This window comes from Sphingomonas adhaesiva (genome assembly GCF_002374855.1).
GTDB classification, from domain to species: Bacteria; Pseudomonadota; Alphaproteobacteria; order Sphingomonadales; family Sphingomonadaceae; genus Sphingomonas; species Sphingomonas adhaesiva.
Window position 1 is genome coordinate 1 of record NZ_NWVC01000009.1, and the last position, 14,879, is coordinate 14,879.

11 protein-coding genes are annotated in these 14,879 nt (G+C 60.8%); 3 read left to right on the forward strand and 8 right to left on the reverse strand.

The window, feature by feature from the left end:
* On the forward strand, positions 1–510 hold a 510-nt coding region (locus tag COA07_RS18610; RefSeq protein WP_245842185.1), incomplete at its 5' end, for a UrcA family protein.
* A 534-nt stretch (positions 511–1,044) separates the two neighbouring features.
* Here COA07_RS18610 and COA07_RS15100 read toward each other — a convergent pair.
* The 8 genes from COA07_RS15100 to COA07_RS15135 form a co-directional block, all read right to left on the reverse strand.
* A complete protein-coding gene (locus COA07_RS15100; protein ID WP_066706656.1) occupies positions 1,045–4,551 on the reverse strand; it encodes a DEAD/DEAH box helicase in 3,507 nt (1,168 codons plus the stop codon).
* Positions 4,535–5,254 (reverse strand): Hachiman antiphage defense system protein HamA, encoded by a 720-nt coding sequence (locus tag COA07_RS15105; RefSeq protein ID WP_211280981.1) that lies wholly within the window; start codon positions 5,252–5,254, stop codon positions 4,535–4,537. The genes COA07_RS15100 and COA07_RS15105 overlap by 17 nt, the downstream gene beginning before the upstream one ends.
* 993 nt (positions 5,255–6,247) lie before the next feature.
* Positions 6,248–7,135: a hypothetical protein gene (locus tag COA07_RS15110; protein ID WP_066706662.1), complete on the reverse strand. Its 888-nt coding sequence runs from the start codon at positions 7,133–7,135 to the stop codon at positions 6,248–6,250.
* A complete protein-coding gene (locus tag COA07_RS15115) occupies positions 7,136–7,816 on the reverse strand; it encodes a hypothetical protein (RefSeq protein WP_141396552.1) in 681 nt (226 codons plus the stop codon).
* Positions 7,817–7,915: 99 nt separating this feature from the next.
* Positions 7,916–8,704: a hypothetical protein gene (locus COA07_RS15120; protein WP_066706668.1), complete on the reverse strand. Its 789-nt coding sequence runs from the start codon at positions 8,702–8,704 to the stop codon at positions 7,916–7,918.
* A gap of 131 nt (positions 8,705–8,835) precedes the next feature.
* Complete coding sequence (locus tag COA07_RS15125) at positions 8,836–9,384, reverse strand: RES family NAD+ phosphorylase (RefSeq protein WP_066706720.1); 549 nt, start codon at positions 9,382–9,384, stop codon at positions 8,836–8,838.
* Between the two features lie 4 nt (positions 9,385–9,388).
* On the reverse strand, positions 9,389–9,727 hold the full coding sequence (locus COA07_RS15130) for a helix-turn-helix domain-containing protein (RefSeq protein WP_066706670.1): 339 nt from the start codon (positions 9,725–9,727) through the stop codon (positions 9,389–9,391).
* A 2-nt stretch (positions 9,728–9,729) separates the two neighbouring features.
* Positions 9,730–11,019, reverse strand: coding sequence for a hypothetical protein (locus tag COA07_RS15135; RefSeq protein WP_096641311.1), 1,290 nt, complete (start codon positions 11,017–11,019; stop codon positions 9,730–9,732).
* A 401-nt stretch (positions 11,020–11,420) separates the two neighbouring features.
* Between COA07_RS15135 and COA07_RS15140 the strand changes: the two genes are divergently transcribed.
* Together COA07_RS15140 and COA07_RS18615 are read left to right on the forward strand one after the other, a co-directional pair.
* Positions 11,421–12,053 (forward strand): tyrosine-type recombinase/integrase, encoded by a 633-nt coding sequence (locus COA07_RS15140; protein ID WP_066706676.1) that lies wholly within the window; start codon positions 11,421–11,423, stop codon positions 12,051–12,053.
* A 301-nt stretch (positions 12,054–12,354) separates the two neighbouring features.
* The gene (locus tag COA07_RS18615) at positions 12,355–14,742 is read left to right on the forward strand and encodes a hybrid sensor histidine kinase/response regulator (protein ID WP_083956671.1); all 2,388 of its coding nucleotides are present in this window, start codon (positions 12,355–12,357) and stop codon (positions 14,740–14,742) included.
* Positions 14,743–14,879 lie beyond the last annotated feature (137 nt).

The window sequence follows — 14,879 nt, forward strand, 5'->3', positions numbered from 1 at the left end:
GCGCGGCTCAGTCCCGACCATCTCGATAATTCGCGTCGCCATGATGCCGCACCGGTGTCTGCCACAGTGCCGCACCTGTGGCTTGCGCATCACCTCGTCAGCAAGGTGGAGAAGACCGGACGCTTACCTTCAGCCGCGTGCGTGCCACGCCACGGAGGCTGTCGGCCCTCATACAAAGGCAAAGCCATGAAACGATCATGGGTGCTGAATGCACTTCTGCTGTCCGCCTGTGCCACGCCCCGCACGACGCCGCATCCACCTCCTGACATGGTGGTGCGCTACACCGACCTCGCGCTCGATACCTCGGCTGGGCGGAACGAGCTCGTGGAGCGCGTAGACCGAGCGGCTCGAGACTTCTGCGATGCGTACGATCCGCAGGACGAAACTGCGATCTTTGACCCGCATCTTGCCAGCGCTCGATACTGCCCCGGTTATGCGATCCTTTTGTTCATGAACAAAGCGCCTGCGTCCGTACGCCGCGCGTATCGTGAAGGTGTCGGCAACAAGTAAGTCGGTAATTGGTGCTCCAGACTGCAAGCGAACAGCAATACCGAAAGGTTTCGATTAGGAGAATTGTCGAGAAAGCAAAGGGCAGGCATGGCCTCTCAAAGACTAAAGAATTCACATTTTTTCACAATTTATTTCAAACTGCGCATTCATAAAAGGTGCGTCAAACACGGAAATCGGTATTCCTCCGAGTCATTGGAATGGCCAGATTCGGGATGCCATGCCGATCCGCCAAACTGCAAGCGATCCTCTTCGACGATTTCGCGACGGCGAGGACCCATTTCTAGCCATTCCGCGGCCTTGTTGCGCTTCCCAACTTTGCCCATGCGTTCATGTGAACTGATCATTCCGCGAGGCGCCGCAGAGGCCTACGCGGAACGACGTGATGTGGGACAAGGCCGTCGTTCGTGAGCCCGACCGTGAAGGTCGTATTTCAGCTGAAGCTGACGTTCGCGGCCGCGAAAAGTTTGATCGAGTAGCGATCGAGGCTAAGCCGGTAGCGGACTGGCACCTTCGGGCGACCTCCCCTCGCAACCATCAGGTGATCCATAGATCATCAGGACCGAGATAGGCCACATTGATCCGCCCTGGTTCATTCGCAACCGTCACCCTGACCAACCCGCGACGCGCGGGATTTAGTGGCGCATGGAGTTTGCCCAGCCGCTCGCCGGTGGACGACAGGATGAACGGCTCGTTCGCGATGTGATGCGCTCGCACCGGCGCTCCGGATGCTGGCGGTGGGTGAACGCTCCACTCGACGGGCGCAAAGAAGCGCTGATCTGACCACGCTCGGCTGTCCGGCGGCACGAACCCAAACACCCAGTCCAGCCACAGCGGCTTCGTGGCCGCGGTTGGCCAGTCTGGCGACGCGGTCAGCTGGCGAACCAGGTCGCTCCTCAACCAAGCACGCAATTCCGCACCGCTATCGAAGCTCGCGGCCGTGTCTTCCACAACCTTGATTGCGGCCAGTCGTGAATTGAAACCGGCTTGGATGAGAAATGAGGCGGCTCTCACCGTGGTACCGGTTTCCACCGCAGGAACCGCCAGTCCGAGTTCGTAATCGTCGACCGGGACATCGCCGACCTTGTCACTGCTGGCGCTGGCGCGAACCCTGATCGACTCCATTGCCCAGGGCAGGCGGTAGACCAGCCCGTTCTCGATGAATCGCAGCATCTCGTTCGCTTCGTCCGGATTGCCGCCGTTGATAGGCTTGCCCAGTAGCCAGGCGCGTAGAACGGCTTTCCAGTTTTCCGGAAGGGGGTCCGGCGTAAACGGCGCGAAGGGGAACACCCGCTCGGCGATGCCGGTGATGGCGTCGATCGCGCCGTTCCGATCGCCGGTCATCAGGGCGGTATTGGCTTTGACCAGAAGTTCGTTGGCTTCAGCCGCGATCGCGTCAAGCGCGTGGCCCGCCTGCAGACCCAAGCCGGCAAGAAAGTAGCCGCGCCGCTGCGTCGCGGTGGTCTGCGCCCAGATAAGCCGCGCGCGCGTCAGGAGAATGGTCCTCAATGTGTTCTGCCGGACGTCGGCGACGCGCGCCAGGCGGCGGCTCCATAGCGAGGATTGAAGCACGGTATCGAGGGTCGCGGCGATCTCGGCATCGGGGACGTCGTGCTCGCCGATCAGGCTGAGGATGGCCGTGTCCAGCATCGCCACCTGCTCATTCCACGCCTTCTGTGCGCGGTCGCGGTCGGTGGGCTTCTCACCAGCAAGCTCCGGGAAGGCCCAGGGTTCAGCATTGTTGACCACGTATTCGACTAGCTGATCAAAGTCGCCTCCGACCTTGCGGTGCAGCCGGGTCAACAGCTCCATGATCAGCCGGACGAGCCCGCTCTCCATTTCGCGTGCGCCTAAATCATCGACCAAGCCATTCCAGGTAGCCCGCCGTTTCGCCAGCTTGTCGAAGATGGGATAGAGCACGAGCCCCTCGACATCGATGAAGGCGCGGCCGGCCCGGCCGATGACGTTCTTGAACTCCGACGCCTCGATCCGCGCACCCGAGCGGTGAAGTCCGTGCATCACCACCGCGGTCGCCGAGAGGTTCAGGCCCTGTGCTAAGGTCGGCGACGAGATCGTCACCTGCAGCACGCCGTCGCGCAGCAGGCGCTCGACCTCCTTGCGGTAGGCGGTCGGCAAGGCGCCGTGATGTAGTGCTACCCCCAGTCGCAAGCAGCTAAGTATGGGGTGACCAACTCCCAACCATTCTTCCCCGAGCGTCAGCGCAGTGTTCAGCAGATTGGGGTCTTTGGTGTAAAGCGACGGCAACGCGCCTCGCTCGTGCAGGTCCACGATTACGTTGGCGTAGGGTTCGACGCCGCGGCGCTCCGGGCAGTAAACCAGCACCGTCTGGCCATCCTCGACCAGGCGCCACGCGGTTGCGAGGCACAGCTCGCGCTGATCGTGCGGATAGAGTGTGCTACGCTGCCGTTTAGGCGGCTTGTATGCCGTTGGAACGGTGCCGGTCAGGTAGGTCTGCACCCACGTACGTTCGTCGCCGACGCGCAGATCGAGGCGCGCCGTCTGTCCATTCCAGGTGACCTCGCCGAAGCGCAAGCGAGTCGGACGCCCATCATTCTTGATGAGCCCGCCCGGCGCATCCCGGCGCAGCCAATCGGCAAAGTCCTCGAGTTGGTTGCCGTCAGGCAAGATCGCTGAAAGGCATACGATCCGCCGCGCGGCAGCATCAGGGCGTCGCAGCAACCGCTGGATCTGAACCTCGTAGCGCACTTCCCGCTCATTTAGCCCGATCATGTGCCCTTCGTCGAAGACGAGCAGGCCGACATCGTCGAGCAGCGACGGATCGTTGCGGAGCGCGAAGTCGAGCTTCTCGGGCGTGGCGACGACGACGTTGCGGGTGCGGATCGCATCCTCGTCGAGGCCGCTGTCGCCGATGCTCCCATAAAGCGCCGAGACAGTCTTTCCCAATGGGGCGAAGGTGCGCTGGAGCGTGGTCTCGGTTTGCGCGGACAATGCGCGGAGCGGCGTTACGAACATGACGCGCTGGCCACCGGCGAGGCAGCGCAGGATCGCCAGTTCGGCGATTCGGGTTTTGCCGGCGCTTGTCGGCAGCGACACCACCAGATCGTCGCCTTGGTCGGCCGCGCGCTCAGCGGCGGCGATCTGAGACGGCCAGAGGTCTACCTCCGCGCGGGGCCGGCGCAGCATAAGCGCGATGAAGAGCTCGCGCATGCCGAGCCAGTCCGGCGCGGCGCCGCCGACGGGCAGCGCGGGCAAGCGCTGGTGAAAGGTGCTGCTCCACAGGTCGGCGAGCAGGTGCAGGCCGATGCGATAGGCCCACCAGTGCGGAATGAGATTAAGCTCCGCACAGGCCGTGAGCCCGACACGCAGGTCATTCAAGCCAGCTTCGACCAAGGCGAGATCGCCGCGCTCCAGCGCGAGCAGATAAGTGGCGATGGCGCCGAAAAATTTATCGGTCAGCGCGAGGTTCACACCATCGATCAGCGCCGCTCCCGGCTCGGCCCCGTCGGGTTGTGCAGGTTCCAGCCCAGCCTCGATCGCCGCGGCGATCCGCGCGTCGCTCGCGACACCGCCGGTCCTGAACGCCAGAACCATGACCTCTAGGTCGCGGAAGTCGCGTCGCATCAGGAGCGCGAGGGCGCGCTCCAGCGGTGAAAAGTTGGCGTCGGCGGCGACGATGCTGAGCAGCGAGTAGGCGCGCGCGGACAGGTGGGCGAGGTGATAGCTCGCAGCGGCCATGACAAAGTGGAAGTCTCGGTCGGGGTCAGCCGGATCGCCTTTGGCGATGACCGCTTCGAGGGCGGTGGCGGCCTGCTCGAAGGCAGTGCGCGCGCTCGCCTGGTCGCCGTCGAGATCGCGGAGCCTGAGACCGAGATCGAGCAACGAATAGGCGTAGGTCGTGAGATCGTAGCTGAGCTGTGACGAGAAGGCGGGTGCGTCGGCCGGCAGCACGCCATCGCGCCAGACCATCGCACGGGCCTGGCCGCGCGCGATGAGCCGGCCGCGGAAGCCGGCGGTAGCGGCAAGCTCGATCGCGGCCTGGATCGCTTCAGGGCTGGTTGGCATTGGCGATCACCTGATCATAAATCGCGCCAACGAACGCCGGATGACCGTTGACCTCCAACCCGACGCTCATCTGCCCGTAATTCCCGCCGTAGGCCTGAAGCGACGCGGTGAGCAGCGCATGCGGCGCGTTCCCCGAAAAGGTGAATAGCAAATGCCGGACCGAGTTCGGTTGAATACCCAAATTGAAGGTTGCCTGATCGATCGCGTCAGCCAGCACGTGGTCGCCAGTCTCGAACAACCGGGCTGATATGTAGGACAGCGCATGCGCCGACGGCAGCCCGTTCTCCTTGTCGAGCCCTGCGCGCGCCTCCACGAGCACTTGACCGGTGAGCGTAGCGCGACTCTTCGCTTCAGTCTTAAGAAACAGCAGCCGCGACGTGATCGGATCTTGGGCAATCCCGATCACGTCCTCGCCGCGCATGGCCATGTTGCGGTGGTCCTTCCAGCGCAATCGTTTGATAGGAACCTGATATAACGTATTGGTCACTATCCACTCGGTCGCGAAAATCTCGCCGAGATCACCCGACCGGATCTGTTTGGTCGTGGGCAACTTGGCCTCAATTATGGCGGCAGCCTGGGGCTTGCCCAAGTGGCGGAGCACATGCGCGATCCGCTCCTCGGAGGCGTAATGGCCGGGTACGACGGCGGCGGTTGCGCCGACGCCCAGGTGCAGCCGCGCCGGATCGCCGGTGAGAATCTGCAAATTGTGCGCCCCGACCGGCGTCGCTGATGAATTGCACCATGTAGCGAACTGAACCAATTAAACCTCTGATCTCTGGCGCAACTCTAATAAACCATTTCGATCCGGGTGGCGAGCATTTGCGTCAGTCGCGTTGGCGGCGTCAAATGAGATCAAGGCGCGGCTCAGAAATCACTGGATCGAACCGATCGGCAAGCCTGGTGTCAGTGGTGATCAGCCGGCGATTTCGCTCAATTGCTTGTGCGAAAGTCCGCTGGTGGCAAAAGCAGTCTGGCAGGTCACGGCCCAGAGGCCGTTAGGGATGCGATACCCGATAGCACGTGTCAGCCACTGCAAGCTGGTGTCCGCTTTCGCATTTCCCTACCCGAAAGCCGCCTGACGGCTTACGGCCAGTTCGGGGTACTCCCGAGACCGGTCGAGGAAGCCTGTGGCATCGACTTTTGACAGAAGCTGCCGTTGAAGGCGCAACTTACGAACGTCGCAGTCTGGTCGACAGGCGACAGACTTGTAACGTCGCCGAATCCGACCGTCCTTTTTGGCGAGATTAGCCATTGGACGGGCCGGAACGGCGTTAACGGGGTGTATTTGCGACGACTGTTGATAGGACGTTGGTTATGCGACCTCCTCCGACATACTCAGTTCGCCGGCTACCGGTTGGCGCATACCAGTACGCCGATAAGAAATTTGAAATTACCTGAACCTACTATATATAGCCCGTACGGCAACGCACGAGCGGACCGGCTGCGGGCAGTTACGGCTGTTGGCAGTTCGCAAAGCCAGTCGAGTACGAGATTGTTCCCTTGCGGCAATCTCGTACGTGCGCGGTTCGGTTAGATGTCAAATGCGGCCAGGCCTGGCACGTTTGATGTGGTCGGATACGCGAAGGTAGGTGTGAGGATGATACGAAGCCGTGTGCTTCGTCATTGTCCGTGATGCTGAAGAGCAAGCCAGTTTGACGGGCGGGGCGGGTCGGAAACGACTTGCCCCGTTACGTTGTCAGCGAACGTAATCGTTGGGCGCGATGTTGACGTATTGTGCATCGGCTGGCGCTATATTTTCAGCGTGGCAGTTGGGATATTCCCGATCCACATTGCCGCGCGCATACTCGCAGTCGTAATGGAATTGGGAATCGAACGGGCCGCCCAGCCGAACCCTGCCGTTGATGAGGCAGTGTGGCCCGTGCCCCGCACCACCCTGTTGGGCCATACCATGCCGATTGCTTCCCGGACTCTTGAAGCGCAGCCGCCGCGCGTCTTCGTAGAAGCGGGTTCGTTTCTTTCCCTCTCCGATGAGCCCGATCGGGTGCGCAGCGGCGATCGACTTGCTCGCGATCTCGAGCAAAGTGCGTGGATCGGGTGCCGTTCCAAGTGCGTCGTACAAGGCGGCAATTTGGGGACGAACAATATCGGATTTGAAGTTGCCAAGCGGAAGCAGCAACGGCGTGAAGTTGCGACCGCTCAGCGCGTCGCGCACGCCGCGCATCTTGGCGACAAGCTTGGTCAGCGCCTTTTCAATGGCATCGACATAGGCGACGAGCGCGGCGCGGCGCGTAGACTTGGGACCAGCCTCGGGGTCGAAGGGCTCAAGCGGCGCATGGATTGCGAATGGAAAGAAGGTCGCCACGAACCGCGAGGTCTCGGAATTCGGATAGTTGACATATGCCAGGATCACGGCCGCTTCGTCATGCGGATTGAGTTGTGCGATGCGGTCCCGAAGATCCTGATGATAGCCTTCCTCCATCCCGGGCCGGAACGCGAACGGCGGCTTGACCGGTCTCATGATCGGCCGATTGCCGTCATCTTCGGTGAAGCGCGCAGCCGGCAGCGAACGGATCTCGTCTACTACCGCGCGCGGTAGCCCCGCGATGCAGGTTAGAATCTGCATTTAGTCGCGCTTGGTTGTGCCGAGCGTTTGGATGACGTCAAGCGGGAGGCTAACGCGCTTAAGCTGGTCCTTGTCGAGGGCGTTGATAAGCGCCGAGAGCAGATCGTCCTGACCGCGATGGCGCTTGCGCCGCTGGATCAAGAAGGCAGCTTGGTCTAGTTTTTGCGCCTCAAGCCACCCCGCGATCCGCTTGAGAATCTCCTCGGAAGTCGGCACCTCTCCGCCTCGGGGAAGGAAGTCTGGGGAAATTTCGCGGACTTGCGCATCCTGGGCCGCGATCGCAGTGGCATCCGGCCCGAACTCGAACGTTTCCAGGTTGATGAAGCGCTGCTCGCCGGCATCCAATGGTATTTTGAACGCCGCCCAAAAGCGGCCGTTGTACCGCGGGGCCAGCTCGGGCCGGATCGCCCCATTCCCGTGAGGCGCAACAAGGTAGAGAATGTTTTCGTGCTGCCCGGTGCGACCGACCTCGTAGTCGAAGTTGTCCATCACAAAGCGCGCGACCTTGGTGCCGGTGAGATGCTCCAGTGTCTTGCGATCCTGATCGCTAAGCTCGTTCCCAAGCTGTGCGAGAAAATAAGCCGGCTTGCCTTTGGCGAAGGCGCGCTCGATCAGGTCCTTGATCCGCTCGCGGATACTAGCGACCTCGGCCGCTTGCTGCTCATCCAATTCCTTCGCCATCAAGCTGTATGTCTTTCTCTGCGCATTCGGCAAAGTCTGCCGGCCCTGCAAATGGTCGATCTCGCTGCTTCACTGATAAGCGATCGGCAGCCATGAACGCTAGCCTTCCGCACGACCATCCGTCCGGGCATCGACCCGTTCTTTCATAGTCTCAAAATTGGAGAAAAAAGGCGTCACGACGTCCTCGATCCGGGGTGCGTTCGCCAGCGAGAGCATCTCTCCATGATCCAGTCCGAATTCAGGCAGGACGTGTGTTGCCATGAACCAATCGTGATAGCCCTGACAGACGCAGTGAAACTCGCTGAGGAGCGTCGTCACGTCTTCAGCCACGACGTTCAGCGCATCCCGACTCGAATCAATCTCAAGCAAAAGAGCAAGCGCGCGCAGGTGCAGGACCTCCGCACTCATGAACAGGGTGGTGGCGAAAAACCGTCCACGATAATCCACCAGTTCGTTGTCCGGGATCCCGTCCAGCGACTGCTTGGCAAGCTCGACGTCCTGGTGGAAGCCGAGCTTGTGGCGGAGGAGACGCAGCGGCGCCTGTTTCTTGTCGAAATAGCGCCGGATCGTTTTGACCGCCGCTACGACCTCTTCGGGAAGATCCTGCTTCCAGGATGGCAGAAATGTGCCCAACTCCTTCAGCAGTTCGGCACCCTCGTTCAAACGGGCGCCGAGAAATCGCAGATTGAGGAATTCGCTGGCAATCTGGCCATGCGTGTCTGCGTCCGAGCGTCCTTCAGGCGGTTTGGTCCGGGCCGTGATGAGCTGGCGCGTCAGCAGGATACTATCGTTCCAGAGCTGCCCCAGCAGAAGATATCCAAGACGATGCTGCGCCGGGGCTCGATCGAAGATCTCGCGCGGATAGGCAAATTTGAAAACCTCCGTCACGGCATGGCTCCAGAAACGCCTGACACCCTTGGCACGGGCATGAGCGTATCCGTGACACGACCAACACCTGCGTCACGACTGCGACCGGCGGCCTCTTCCGTCTTGGATTTTTCCGTCATGTCGCGCACCCCCTACCGCTTGCTGGCGCGCCGCCATGCTGCCCAGTTCACGTCCTCGGTCGAGCGGACCTCGAGCGAGGTCGCAGCGTCGCGGTCCATGAACACGACGAGATTCTGAGAGCGATGTCGAGCGCTTGGAACGAGAAGCCCATCGAACTCCATGAAGTGCGCAGCCGCCGCGAGCGCTTGGCACGCGTTATAGTCGAAGCTGGAATAGCGATCGGTGTCGATGCCGAATGCGGCGAGCGCCGGCACGTCTGCGAAATGGAGGGTCCGCTCGGTTTGGGTCCCGATGGCGTGGATCTGATGCGAGATGCGACTTGGCCAGACGGGTTCGAGGCCGAGCCGGAACCCGATTTCGGCAAGAGCGCCATCTCGTTCGAGGCTCGTATAGAGCACCTCGATCGAACCACCGGGGCTCCACCGTCCCGGTGCCGCAGAACCGCGAATCGGATCGCGATCCGACCGCGTGATCCGCCATACGTCCAAGGTGAGTGCTGCCGTTTCGGTAGCCTCCAGGGCGTCGAGGATCGCCCGGTCATGCATCCGCGACGAGCCCATCACCTTAGCTGTACGTCCCTTCGTTCAGCCCTTCGATGATCCCCAGCACCTCATCCGCTCGACCTCCGTGGATGAGATCGATCGCACGCTCACCGTTGAGCAAGCGATGCTTGGCGTAGAGCCATAGGCGCGTCTCTTCGGGATCGTAGAGGTCGGCGAGCCGATCGACGACATAGCGAAGATCCGAGATCAGGAGCTGGGTCTTGGGCTGCGGAAACGACGTGCCTGTGGTCCAGCGGGATACCGTGGCGGGCGACACGGCCGCGATGTTTGCGACGTCAGTGCCTTTCAGCCCTCCGCGCTCCCGTAGGTCGTTGATGATTGTAGCGACTGCACTTGCCATGTTTATCGTCCGAGAACCGCGCTGATACTCTTTGATCCGCCCCTGAAGATGGTGGCGGGCGACCGGGTATCAGGCTGTCCTTTTGAATCAAGGTCGGAGAGCGCATCGCGGAGACGGATCATCCGACCCTTCGCCGCATTCACCGTTTCCGCCACCTTAGCGTCCTCAATCTTGAGGTTCGCACCGAAACGCGCCGACCGGATGGCGGGATCGAGATGCTTCAGGAGGAACTGTTCGCTGCGACGAAGCTCCGGCGTCCCGGAGATATCCTCGATCTGCCGGTGGCGCTGGTTGATGAAATGCGCGTGCGAATTTTCGAACATATCCTCGGCGCCGCCCGGGCAGCAACCTTGGTCGTTACAGCTGAACCGCGAGCGACCGCCACGCGCCGCGTAGATGGCCGCGAGCTGCTCTTCCTTCAGGTAGCGGTCGAGCTCCGGGATATAGGTGCGGGCACCGGCACCGCCGCCGCCACTGGGCGGCTTGCTCCAGTCGCTCGCCTTGAACCCTTCCTTCTGCCCCACACCATGACTAATGCCTGCGACAGCGCCAAATGCCAGCGTCGCCAAACCGGCAAAGCCGCCGGCCATATCAACGATCAAAGGGCGGTCGATCTTGTGAAGAGCGCGAACCGTCTCGACGAAAGTGCGCGTGCCTAATCCCGTCGCGGTCGCACCAAAACCTGAAACCCGCAGCCAGACATTCGAGATTGGCAGGCCGGCGATGTCCGCCGCCAATCTGTCGCGCAGCGGGGCATCCTTAAGCACCGCGGCGGTCGTGATAAACTGATAGTCGATCTCTATCTCCCGGCCCCCTGCCTGATCAAGCTCGTGCCGAAGTGCCTCGCACATCCGCATGTCGACAGTCCGCCAACTTTGCTGGCTGGCCTCGATCAGGTGGGTCGGCGCAAGGATCGCATGCACACCAGCTTCGATTGCGAACTTCGCAATCGCGCGCGCTGCGTCATAGTTGCGGCGTGTACCGAAATCGCTGTCCTGCCAGGGGCGGTCCACATTGGACCAGCCCAGCTTCTGCAGCGCCAACGATCCAAATCGTGCTGTCGCCATCTCGGCAAAGTTCGGATCGATGACGATTTCGCAGCCGGATGCCTTCAGCGACTTCACCAGATCGCGCTGCTCGAGGAAGTGCGCGGCATCGACGACCACGCGCTTGTAGGGAAAGCGGCCCGCCGCGTGAAGCTCAGCAAGCTTGCGGTGACCCGTGTGCCCAAGGCGGAGAAAGCCGGCGAGCGGAGGCGTCTGTGGCCGGAGGACGTGAAGCGTAGCAGCCATGGCCGTACCTTTCCTGATCGACCCAACCTATATACATCGACGTTTCACAGAATCAATGCATGAAACGTAAACGCAAATCCAATGCTGGTGCCGCGTGATTTGTGGACCGGGGCTGATCAACGAAATTTTGCACAACATCGCTCGTAGCTTGCCGCGCCCACGGTCCTTGCCTGTGGATCACCTCGGCCTTGCAGAAGCCGTTGTTCCGTCGACGAGTGATCGATATTGGGACGCATCGCCCGGACGAATTGGTGATGGCAAATGGCAGGTTCTGGCAAAAGCTGACGCTTACATCAGTGACGCTGAATGTCTTGAGTTGGTCGATACAGGCCTCGAGTTTATTCGCCCACGTCGCTCGCAAGCGTTCTGCAGATGGCCAATTTGGCCATAGGAGAACGACGATGGAGATGCCTGAAACCCAACACAGCGCCACGAAGCGCCAGGTCTGGAATGCCGGAAGGATGGTCGGTGCAAAGCGGGCTCTGAAACCAAAACAGATCTGGGAAATCCGGTTCTACCTCAATCAGCGCCGCCGCCTACGAGATCGAGCGCTGTTCGATCTTGCGATCGATAGCAAGCTTCGGGGCTGCGATCTGGTACAGATGAAGATCGGCGACATTGTCAGCGGCGGACAGATCCGGACGCGCGCAATCGTGATGCAGCGAAAGACGGGAAGACCGGTTCAGTTCGAGCTATTGCCGGACGCTCGGGCAAGCCTGCTGGCTTGGTTGGACCGGCGCGGCGGCACGGTCGACGATTATGTCTTCCCCAGTAGGGTTGATCATAACGGGCATCTCAGCACCCGCCAGTATGCGAGGCTTGTCGACGAATGGGTAACAGGTGTCGGTCTCATGCGAAGCGAGTATGGCACGCACTCACTGCGCCGAACGAAAGCATCAATAATCTACAGGGCCACCGGCAACCTTCGTGCTGTTCAGATCCTGCTCGGCCATAGCAAGATCGAAAATACGGTCCGCTACCTCGGAATCGACGTGGAGGATGCTCTTGCCCTCGCCGAAAATACCGAGATTTGAACCCAACGGCGCCCGTTCCCGGTGAGGAGCCGGACACGGGCGTTTGGGATTTTCCGGACATGCCGTGGTGACGTTATGGACGGCAGGTCTGGCCAGAACCCGACGTCCGGCGCTTGCTCGCTCTAGGACGTCACGAAGGCGCCGCGTGGTCTACTTCCCTATTTTGCCGAAGTGTTGCAGTAGTCTAGCCCGCCGCCAATCGGCGAGAACAGGTACTGGGAGCGTGGTCGTGCGCCAGAGGCGCGCTGGCTTGATACGGCGATGAAATCTGCAACAAGCGGTTGCCTTGGGGAAAACGGGGATGAATGATGGTGACCCAAATGATCTTGCGGCCATGTTCTGGCGAGACGCCTTAGAAGAGCCTGCGAACGCCAGCATGTTGGACGAGGCCTCCTGCCGCCAACTTGCCGACAACATCCCCACCTTGTGTTGGATTGCGGACGGCGACGGCTACATCACTTGGTACAATCGCCGGTGGTACGATTACACCGGCACAACGCCAGAACAAATGAAGGGTTGGGGGTGGCAGTCGGTGCATGACCCGGAGGTGCTTCCTGCAGTAATGGAACGCTGGACCGCCGCGATTGGAACCGGCAAGGCGTTCGAGATGACCTTTCCGCTGAGGGGGGCGGACGGTCAGTACCGACCTTTCCAGACCAGAATTTGCCCCATGCGGTCAGCCGATGGTCTTGTCGCCCGCTGGTTTGGGGCGAACGCTGAAGTGTCCGACCAGATCAGAGCAGCGCAGCTCCTGGAAGAAGCTAATGAGCGTTTTCAGGCAGCCGTCCGCGCCACGCATGGTGTGCTTTGGACCAACACGCCTGAAGGAGAGATGCGTGGTGAACAATCGGGCTGGGCACATCTAACTGGCCAGTCATATGACGAGTATCAGGGTTATGGATGGGCGGACGCCGTTCACCCCGAAGATGCGCAGCCCACTATCAAAGCGTGGAACGAGGCCGTCCGATCACGGAGCACCTTCAAGTTTGAGCATCGTGTTCGCCGTCATGACGGCGTGTGGAGGCGTTTCTCGATCCGCGCCATTCCGGTAATCGACAATGCGGATGCTATCCGGGAATGGGTTGGCGTACATACCGACATCACCGAGCAGCGTGACGTAGAAGACGCTTTGCGTGCCATGAACGAAACGCTGGAAAGCCGCGTGTCTGAAGTGGCAGCTGATCTCGACCGAGTATGGCGTAACGCAAGCGATATCTTCGTCGTTATCGACGGTGAAGGACTGCTTCATCGGGTGAATCCTGCCACAACCGCGATCCTTGGATGGAGCGAGGCAGAACTGGTCGGTCGATCGGTATTCGACCTCATCCATCCGGAGGACGTGCCGCTGTCGTTGGGCGCGCTGGAGCATGCGCGGACTCAAGTGCTCCCGACCTTTGAGAACAGGTATCGCACCAAGGACGGAGGACTACGCACGATTTCCTGGGTCGCTGCGCCGGAAGGAGAGTGGATCTACGCATATGGCCGAGATGTAAGCGCTGAACGGGCGCAACAAGCAGACTTGGCTGTCGCTCAGGAAGCCCTTCGCCAGTCCCAGAAGATGGAGGCAATAGGGCAGCTTACCGGGGGTGTCGCGCACGACTTCAATAATCTTCTTACCGTCATTCGCTCGGCCGTCGACCTTCTGCGCCTGCCGGATCTTAGCGAGGAGAAGCGTGGGCGATACATCAACGCCATCTCGGACACGGCCGATCGCGCTGCCAAACTCACTGGTCAACTGCTTGCATTCGCACGCCGCCAGGCATTGAATGCCGAGACCTTGGATGTCGGCCGTAGCATCAGCGCGATTGGAGAGGTGATCGGCACCCTTATCGGCTCGCGAATTCGTTACTCCACCACCTTGCCCGACGCGGCATGTCACATCTTTGCCGACTCCAACCAGTTTGACACGGCAATCGTAAACATGGTGGCGAACGCCCGCGATGCTATGCAAAGCGGGGGCGTGCTGACCATAACGGTTGCCCCCGTTTCGTCCATTCCGGCTCTGCGTTCACATCCTGAGGTTCACGGCGAATTTGTTGCCATTTCCATCTCGGACACCGGAACCGGTATCCCGGCGGATCAGGTCGAGCGAGTTTTCGAGCCGTTCTTCACAACCAAGGGCGTCGGCAAAGGAACGGGGCTCGGGCTCTCGCAGGTATTTGGATTCGCCAAACAATCCGGCGGCGAAGTGCTTGTGAAGAGCGAGGTGGGTGTCGGAACGACCTTCACGCTCTATCTGCCTCACGTCGAGGGCGTCGATCGACACGGCGCAGGCGAGGCCAACATGTCACCGTTGCCAGACGGGCATGCGACCTGCGTGCTGGTAGTAGAGGACAATGCCGACGTTGGCGAGTTTGCGACGCGATCGCTGGGGGAGTTGGGCTACCACTCTGTGCTGGCGCCGAACGCTGAACAGGCATTGGCCGAACTCGATCGCGGCGGGAGACGGTTCGACATCATATTCTCCGATGTAGTAATGCCTGGCATGAGTGGCATCGATCTCGCGCGGGAAATTCGCGATCGCTACCCTGACCTGCCAATAGTCCTGACGAGTGGGTATAGCCATGTTTTGGCGCAGAACGGCACCCACGGCTTCGAGCTTCTGCACAAGCCGTATTCGGTGGACCAGCTTTCTCGAACGCTATGGAAGGTGCTGGAGCAGGGACGAAGGGGATCAGCGGTATCGTGAACGCATGCGGGAACCGACGAATATCGCGTCGGCCCGCCCCTCAAAGGAGCCATTCTCGGCCGGCGCTTTCCGAAGCCACCGGGTGCAATCGCGTCGACAACTACTTTTTCGTTCATTTGCACAATGGGCAGTTTCCA

What these genes read in the sequence shown, in the direction of transcription:
- COA07_RS15125 (WP_066706720.1), bottom strand. Translation starts at nt 9,384, where the DNA reads ATGGGCTCGTCGCGGATGCATGACCGGGCGATCCTCGACGCCCTGGAG.
- COA07_RS15140 (WP_066706676.1), top strand. Translation starts at nt 11,421, where the DNA reads ATGGAGATGCCTGAAACCCAACACAGCGCCACGAAGCGCCAGGTCTGG.
- COA07_RS15100 (WP_066706656.1), bottom strand. Translation starts at nt 4,551, where the DNA reads ATGCCAACCAGCCCTGAAGCGATCCAGGCCGCGATCGAGCTTGCCGCT.
- COA07_RS18615 (WP_083956671.1), top strand. Translation starts at nt 12,355, where the DNA reads ATGAATGATGGTGACCCAAATGATCTTGCGGCCATGTTCTGGCGAGAC.
- COA07_RS15135 (WP_096641311.1), bottom strand. Translation starts at nt 11,019, where the DNA reads ATGGCTGCTACGCTTCACGTCCTCCGGCCACAGACGCCTCCGCTCGCC.
- COA07_RS15110 (WP_066706662.1), bottom strand. Translation starts at nt 7,135, where the DNA reads ATGCAGATTCTAACCTGCATCGCGGGGCTACCGCGCGCGGTAGTAGAC.
- COA07_RS15115 (WP_141396552.1), bottom strand. Translation starts at nt 7,816, where the DNA reads ATGGCGAAGGAATTGGATGAGCAGCAAGCGGCCGAGGTCGCTAGTATC.
- COA07_RS15130 (WP_066706670.1), bottom strand. Translation starts at nt 9,727, where the DNA reads ATGGCAAGTGCAGTCGCTACAATCATCAACGACCTACGGGAGCGCGGA.